Below are 7,245 nucleotides of genomic sequence, written 5' to 3' on the forward strand. Positions count from 1 at the left end.
GCTTATCTAAATAACTAATAGTAATTATGCAGAGGGTTTGTCATCGTTATTCAGCTGCACATATTGATCAAAGTTTTGTGCATAATCAGTTAAGTTGTCGCTGAGCATTTGATGGTATTGCTTGACATAAAACTCAACGATATCATCTTTTTCCTTAGCGAAGTCGTCACCTTTCACAAAGCCAATTGAAGCAACTGAAGCGCTATAACGTGCTGCGGCATACAGTAATGATGCACCTACTTGTCCTGAATGTGCTTCATTGCCCAATTGACTATTGGCGACTCCAATAATGGCATCAGCGCGTTGATAGAACCCTTGCATTTCTGGGGTAATCTCAACGCTTGTTTCAGCATTAGCATCCGTAATGTCGTTAAGGTTCGTGTTGCTGTCTTGAGTACTGTTTTGAGTGTTGTCTTGAGACATAAGCTTTTCCTATTAAGGGTGGGTGTGAAGATAAAATTGTATGAATATGAGCTTGTAATTTTATTCGATGAAACTATAGGCACTAAAAAAATATATTGAAGTGATAGTAACGCTTAACGATATAAAAGATAATATTAAAAGTGTAACCTAAAAAGGTCAGCAAAAATCAAAAGCCGGACTTCTATTCAAGCATAATGCTGTCATGAAGTCCGGCTTTCATATACTGCTGGTGGTATTAATATTAACAGTGACTAATTAACTTGCAATACCAGTTATAAGCCAGCATCAGCTTTTAAGATTTCAGCTTTGTCTGTCTTTTCCCAAGTAAAGGCAGTCTCAGAGCCTGGGCGACCAAAATGTCCGAAAGAAGCCGTTTGCTGATACATCGGCTGCAATAGATTAAGCATGCGTGTAATGCCATAAGGGCGCAGGTCAAAATGCTTGCGAATCAGACGGATGATTTCTTCATGACTGATTTTGCTGGTGCCAAAGGTATTGACCGAGATAGACGTTGGTTCTGCCACGCCAATGGCATAGCTGACTTGTACTTCACAGCGATCAGCAATGCCTGCTGCGACCAAGTTTTTGGCGACATAACGTACAGCGTAGGACGCGCTACGGTCAACCTTAGAAGGATCTTTACCGCTGAACGCGCCGCCGCCATGACGTGCCATACCACCATAAGTATCGACGATAATTTTACGTCCGGTAAGCCCAGCGTCTCCAACAGGGCCGCCGATGACAAACTTGCCGGTTGGGTTGATATGATAGCGTGTGCCGGCGTGTAATAGGTCAGCTGGTAAGACATGCTTGATGATAGATTCCATCACCGCTTCTTGCAAGTCGGCTTGCGAGATGCTGGGGTCATGCTGAGTGGATAACACCACTGCATCAATAGCCGTTGGGCGGTTGCCATCGTATTTGAGGGTCACTTGCGCTTTGGCATCAGGGCGTAACCACGGTAGCTCACCGGCCCGGCGCAGTTGTGATTGGCGCTCCATCAGACGGTGGGCATATTCAATCGGTGCTGGCATGAGTACTTCAGTTTCATTACTGGCATAGCCAAACATCAAGCCTTGGTCGCCAGCGCCTTGCTCTTCAGGATTGGCGCGGTCAACACCTTGGGCAATCTCAGGTGACTGCTTGCCAAGCATGTTGATGACGGCACAAGTCTCGCCATCAAATCCAAGGTCTGAATGATGATAACCAATGCCGTTAACGGTATCACGCACGATACGCTCAACATCGGTATTGGCGGTGGTTGTTACTTCACCTGCCAATACCACCGCGCCGGTTTTGACTAGCGTTTCACAGGCTACGCGGGCGTGGAGGTCTTCACGTAAGATTGCATCAAGTATGGCATCTGAGATTTGGTCAGCCATTTTATCGGGATGGCCTTCGCTTACAGATTCTGAGGTAAATAAGTTGTATTCACGCATAATGGGATCGCTTAATTGAATCAATAAAAATAGGAAAAAGCATAACGGCTGAGCGCAGCTTTAATTAATATTGGCCGTGCAATCATTTGCTCGGCAGTTAATTGGTGGTGCTTAATTTGTTTAATAACTTACTGAGAAATAGATAATAATAAAAAATAGCTTGCTAAGTTTCGTCAGTTTTAACGCAGGATAATCAAGATAACATTAACGCTCAGCTACCGCTACTTAAGCGGTTGTCGCCTTATTAATATTGCGGTGATTGATGCGGCGTCTCAGCATAAAAATAGGTTTATTCTACCTTGAAATGTGATAAAACTCTAGTGAGCTGCGCTCGTTATATTATAAGTAATACTCAGCCATGCGTTGTTTATGTTAAAACATTGCTATAGCTACTAGCACAATCACAAGTCTACAAACGCCGCTTTATCCTTAAACATACATTCTGCATACACGGGGCACGCACCGCATTTTGGTGTGCGTGCTTGACACGTATAGCGCCCATGTAAGATGAGATAATGATGAGCATCTTGCATAAAGTCATCTGGAATACGTTCAACCAGTTTTTGTTCAACGATGAGTACGTTTTTACCGGTTGCCAGTCCTGTACGATTGCCCACTCGAAAAATATGAGTATCAACTGCCATAGTGGGTTGCCCAAAAGCCGTATTTAATACCACATTGGCCGTCTTACGGCCAACGCCTGCTAGCGACTCTAAGTCTTGACGATTATCAGGGACAGTACTGTCAAACTTATCCATTAAGTCGCGGCAAGTTTTGATGATGTTTTTAGCTTTGGCATTATATAAGCCGATATTTTTAATATAGGGTTTTAGTCCGTCTTCACCCAACGCCCAAATTGTTTCAGGAATATTGGCGACTGGATACAGCTGCTGAGTGGCAATATTGACACTGATATCGGTCGCTTGCGCCGAGAGTATGACCGCGATGAGCAACTCAAAGTTACTTTTATAGTGCAGTTCAGTCACTGGCTCATCAATCGTTGCTGCCAGTTTTTCAAAAAATGGGCGTACATCACGATTGGGTAGGCGTCTTGATGGCGGGGTATTCGCCGTTTTATGTTTGACAGTTTTACTCATGGTGTTTTGGCTATCGTTGTTAGCTATTATTTTAAGGGTTTTTTTAAGTAGTTTTCGTTTTAAGTAAGCAAGTTTTAAAAGATTATAGTCCGTTCAAAATAAAGGAGATTCGTTTATAAAAACGTGCTACTGGGATAAATTTTTCTGGCTTGCTGTTCGCAGGCGTGACAGATGCTGCAAAAAATTATCCCAGTAGCACTGTATCTTTTCCAAACTGGTTCAATTTTATATTTGCGCAAGTTCTGCTTGTAGTGTCTCAAGTTCAGCTTGTTTTCCAGCATTTTCACGGACGCTCAGCTGTTTCTCTAACTTTTTAATTTTACTACGCAGTTTCGCGGCGGCGATAGTGTCTTTTGCTTGTTGTTCACTAATATCAAGCGTTTGGCTCGCGGCATTATTTAGTTTGGCCTCGACCATACTAACTACTGGCTTGGCATTGCTGCTGTCTGCAAGCTGCTCAGTGACCCGCTCTAAATGAGTATGATAACGCTGACGCAGATCGTCTTGTTCTTGTTCACGTTCAGTTATTGTTAGCTCACGCTCAATAGTGACCAAGTCTATACAATCAACTGGACAGGGTGCTATGCATAGCTCACAGCCAGTACATAAATCGGTAAAAATAGTATGCATGTGTTTGCCGGTACCGACAATTGCATCGACCGGACAGGCAGGAATACACTTAGTACAGCCGATGCAATCATCCTCACGGATAACGGCACGGACTTCTTGAGGACGCTGTGATGTGTTGTCTATTGCCCATTTTGAAGGTTTAGCGATAAGAGGAGCAGCAACGGAGCGGTTTTTATTATCAATTGCGTTGACATTAGGATCGATAATCTGAGCAATGGCATCCGTAACTGGTTGACCACCAGGAACACATTTATTGTGTGGCTCACCATTCATAACGATAGCAGCGGCGTAGGGTAGGCAACCATCTGGATGGTCACAGAGACCGCATTGAGTTTGCGGCAGGCAAGTATCGATATGCGCAATTTGCTGTTGGACGTCAGTAGGTAAAGTGTCGAGCGCCAAGGTATCAAACAATATCGGTAGACTTGCTAAGCGGCTATGTGTAGTACTGGGCATCTAATTACGGGCCTTAACATCAGTCATAATAGGTTGGTATAAAAAAGTGATAATAAATAAAACTAAACTCAATAAAGGCTAAAAGCTATAAATAAAGATAGTAAAAACTAAAGACTCATTCCTTGCTCATGAACAATCTGGGCGATTAAGTCATAAGCAATGCTGCCTTTAAAAGGTATCTTTGGCAAGTTTGAGATATCGAAAAAGTCGGCGTGCGACAGCTCATCTTCTTGTACTACAATATCACCGCCCGCATAAGTTGCCCGAAAGCCCAGCATTAAGTTAGAGGGAAACGGCCACGGCTGGCTACTCACATAGCGAATATCGGTCAAGCTAATATTAACCTCTTCCGCCACTTCTCTTACCACCGCATGCTCTAAGCTTTCACCGACTTCTACAAAGCCTGCAATGAGCCCATATTGTAGCGGCGGCGTTTGCGTGCCATAACGATGATGATGCGCCAGTAAAATCTGCATCTCACCAGTTAGCGGATTGGGCCGAGTAATGGCAGTGATGACACACGGCTGCACCCGTGGATATTGACGCAAGCGACATACCGCGCAGACCATCGAGCGCTCATTAAATTGAGCACTAGTGACGGGCGCACTACAGCGACTACAAAACTGGGTATCGGCTTGCCAGCGTAGCAGTTGAATGGCCTGGCTTAACTGCGCCGCTAAAGCAACAGGCAAGTGGGTTATTAACTGCCGATAACTAATAAAGGTGATGGCGTCTGCACTAAGCACGTTATTGGTTACTAAGCCATCTGCTGCAGCTACAGTCGTTCCTGGTATGGCAATATTACTATCGTTGGCATAATTATGAGTAATCGCCATAGTGGCGGGCGCAGTCTCGTTTTTTAGCGTGTTTTCTAACGTATCTTTAGCAGATCCTAAGTCAGCAGAGCCTAAGTCTTCGTCTGACCAGTAACTTGATGCTAAGCTTTCAGCCAGCTGGACGCAGCCAAGCTGATAAGCGTTATAAGTAAGCGTGGTATCAATGCCTGTATCAGCAATGTTCGTAGGGTCATCTACGGTCATATGCGGCAGGGTAACTTGTATTGGCCACCAACCATCAGGCGTATGGCGGCATAATACAGTTTCATTATCAAGTACAAAAGCGGTGGTCATAACACAATCCAAAGCAGGCAGCAGCGTGTGTGCTTACTGTTTATAAGTTTAATTATATCAGAGTTAATGATGATTTATTTAGCAGCTATTGAGGTAACGATTACCAGTTTAACAACTATTTATTAGTAATTCGATGACCGTTACGGTTGAACGTTAAGCCGCTAACAACCGGCTTAGACTTTTCTGGGCAATATCGAGTGAGTGCTTACTTACTGGGCGATTATGCTCAAAGCCATCCAAACGATAGTCCACTGATATTATAACATCAGCAATATGAGCGAGGGTTTTATCATCGATAGGGCAATCTACGGTAAGGCGCTGCTCTAAAAAATTGGCCAGTTGGTTCAGCATACTGGCTGATATGGGCAGCTGTAAGAAACGGACTGCACCAGAAACTTGACGTATCATCGCAGGAATGTTCTGAATATTAAGGGAATCACGATTGACATCGGCTAAGTAATCATTTAACGCCTGCTCCACATTGGCAATAGTGGTACGACTCTCTTGAACCAAAATATCATAAGCGGTATCGAGCTGATGTAAGGAGATGTTTTTATTATTCAGCGGCAATTTTATAGCGCCCGGTTTATGCATTTTCGCCATAGTAATGCACGCATTTTCTGCACTCATCAGTGCTAGTAGCAAATGGTCAAAGTCACTTGGAGTAGGGGTTTGCCATTTTGCCACGGCAGCTCCAGCTGTATGTAGCGCAGTTGCCGCCTCATTTAACCCCAGTAAGCGTAACGTTGAGGCAAGCTCGGTCAGCTCATCCGCTATTTGCGTGGCTTGTAGTGCGGCAGGATTCAACGAACCACCGCGTACATAACTATCGACTTTTTCTTTAATAGTATTGATTTGGGCTTGGATTAAATCATTTACAGTATCGGTCACTTGACGATTAGGACCGAGTAAAAATCGCTTCATTTGTTCACGCTGCGGTGTCTCTAACTGATTAATAGCATATTGTGCGCGTAGCTGTTGCGCCTGCTGATTCTCACGCTGGCAGGCAAAACTGACCAATTCAGCAAATCTGGCATCCATCACTGGTAAGTAGCTATGAAACTGCTGCTCTAAGTAAATGAGCGCATGTTTTTGGCTCAGATTCAACGGTAAGATTGACTCAATATCTGTCACTGCTGCCGACGCCGCTTGCCAAAATAAACGATTGCTATGCGCCGCGATTAGAGTACAAGCGGCACTCATAGCGGCCAATTTTTGCTTATCCTCAGCGCTGATTATACCGTCATGATTAGTTAGCGCTATCGAAAAACCACTACGATAGGCATTGGTCAGTAGTTCACTATCGAGGTTCAGCTCGTTTAATGGCTGAAAGTTCTGTTCAGGGTTGGCAATAATCACACTACTACTACCGAAATTAGCAAAATAATCAGCGTTAATGGCCTCTTGAGATCCAGTCTTACGCAGTTTATTCATAATTGGCAGTAGTAACGTCGGCTCGACCGTTTCAGTCAGTAGAACGAACTCAACATAGCGGTCGAGGGTCATAATCGCTTCTGACAGATCCATAATGAGCATAGTATTGGTATTATCGCCATTGTCATGAAGCTGTCGCAAACCGCGCGTGATAGCGAGACTCAAGGCTTGTCCACCAGCAAGTGAAATAAAATCAAAGATACCGGACAGTTGTGTTAAGACGCCAATTGAGTCTAATAATAACGGTGCTTGCTCTTTATCATCATTGAATTCACTTAAGTGAATCTCGGCATCTTTTAAGGTAGCTATACTCTCAGCATGTAATAAATGTAATGAGGGCAAGTCAAAGTTCGTAATACTGAGGGCAGGGGTCGTTAAGGTTATTTGCTCAGACTCGCTCATAGTTATTGTTCCATAAAGTACTGATAATAAATAAAGGTTAAGGCGTATATGATATTCGCAGATTGTTTCTGTCAGAGCGATGGTCGAATATTAAACACACTCTTGATAGATACCTTCGCTTCCAAGAACAACTGTGCTTGGATTGAATTCAGATTTTCATTAGGGTCTGTATAGAATTAGGGAATAGTTGAAAAAAATAAGCAACGCCTTAAACTCTTGTTTACCACAACAAAG

At 43.7% G+C, this 7,245-nt stretch carries 6 protein-coding genes; all 6 read right to left on the reverse strand.

Annotation, left to right across the window (positions count from 1 at the left end; translation table 11 throughout):
- Positions 1 to 24: 24 nt before the first annotated feature.
- Entirely contained in the window at positions 25 to 423 is a 399-nt protein-coding gene (locus tag JMY06_RS10605) for a DUF3144 domain-containing protein (protein ID WP_413786915.1), read from the reverse strand.
- Positions 424 to 695: 272 nt separating this feature from the next.
- A complete protein-coding gene (gene metK, locus JMY06_RS10610) occupies positions 696 to 1,862 on the reverse strand; it encodes a methionine adenosyltransferase (RefSeq protein ID WP_201618233.1) in 1,167 nt (388 codons plus the stop codon).
- A 401-nt stretch (positions 1,863 to 2,263) separates the two neighbouring features.
- Positions 2,264 to 2,959, reverse strand: a complete 696-nt coding sequence (gene nth, locus JMY06_RS10615; protein ID WP_201618234.1) for an endonuclease III — start codon at positions 2,957 to 2,959, stop codon at positions 2,264 to 2,266.
- Positions 2,960 to 3,184: 225 nt separating this feature from the next.
- Positions 3,185 to 4,045 carry an RnfABCDGE type electron transport complex subunit B gene (locus JMY06_RS10620; protein ID WP_201618235.1) on the reverse strand — a complete coding sequence of 287 codons (861 nt, stop codon included), beginning with the start codon at positions 4,043 to 4,045 and terminating at the stop codon, positions 3,185 to 3,187.
- A 107-nt stretch (positions 4,046 to 4,152) separates the two neighbouring features.
- Complete coding sequence (gene nudC / locus JMY06_RS10625) at positions 4,153 to 5,175, reverse strand: NAD(+) diphosphatase (RefSeq protein ID WP_201618236.1); 1,023 nt, start codon at positions 5,173 to 5,175, stop codon at positions 4,153 to 4,155.
- A 153-nt stretch (positions 5,176 to 5,328) separates the two neighbouring features.
- Positions 5,329 to 7,011, reverse strand: coding sequence for a hypothetical protein (locus JMY06_RS10630; RefSeq protein WP_201618237.1), 1,683 nt, complete (start codon positions 7,009 to 7,011; stop codon positions 5,329 to 5,331).
- Between the last annotated feature and the right edge of the window lie 234 nt (positions 7,012 to 7,245).

Source organism: Psychrobacter urativorans (assembly GCF_904846675.1).
In the GTDB taxonomy this organism is placed as follows: Bacteria; Pseudomonadota; Gammaproteobacteria; order Pseudomonadales; family Moraxellaceae; genus Psychrobacter; species Psychrobacter urativorans_B.

What these genes read in the sequence shown, in the direction of transcription:
- nth (WP_201618234.1), bottom strand. Translation starts at nt 2,959, where the DNA reads ATGAGTAAAACTGTCAAACATAAAACGGCGAATACCCCGCCATCAAGA.
- nudC (WP_201618236.1), bottom strand. Translation starts at nt 5,175, where the DNA reads ATGACCACCGCTTTTGTACTTGATAATGAAACTGTATTATGCCGCCAT.
- JMY06_RS10630 (WP_201618237.1), bottom strand. Translation starts at nt 7,011, where the DNA reads ATGAGCGAGTCTGAGCAAATAACCTTAACGACCCCTGCCCTCAGTATT.
- metK (WP_201618233.1), bottom strand. Translation starts at nt 1,862, where the DNA reads ATGCGTGAATACAACTTATTTACCTCAGAATCTGTAAGCGAAGGCCAT.
- JMY06_RS10620 (WP_201618235.1), bottom strand. Translation starts at nt 4,045, where the DNA reads ATGCCCAGTACTACACATAGCCGCTTAGCAAGTCTACCGATATTGTTT.
- JMY06_RS10605 (WP_413786915.1), bottom strand. Translation starts at nt 423, where the DNA reads ATGTCTCAAGACAACACTCAAAACAGTACTCAAGACAGCAACACGAAC.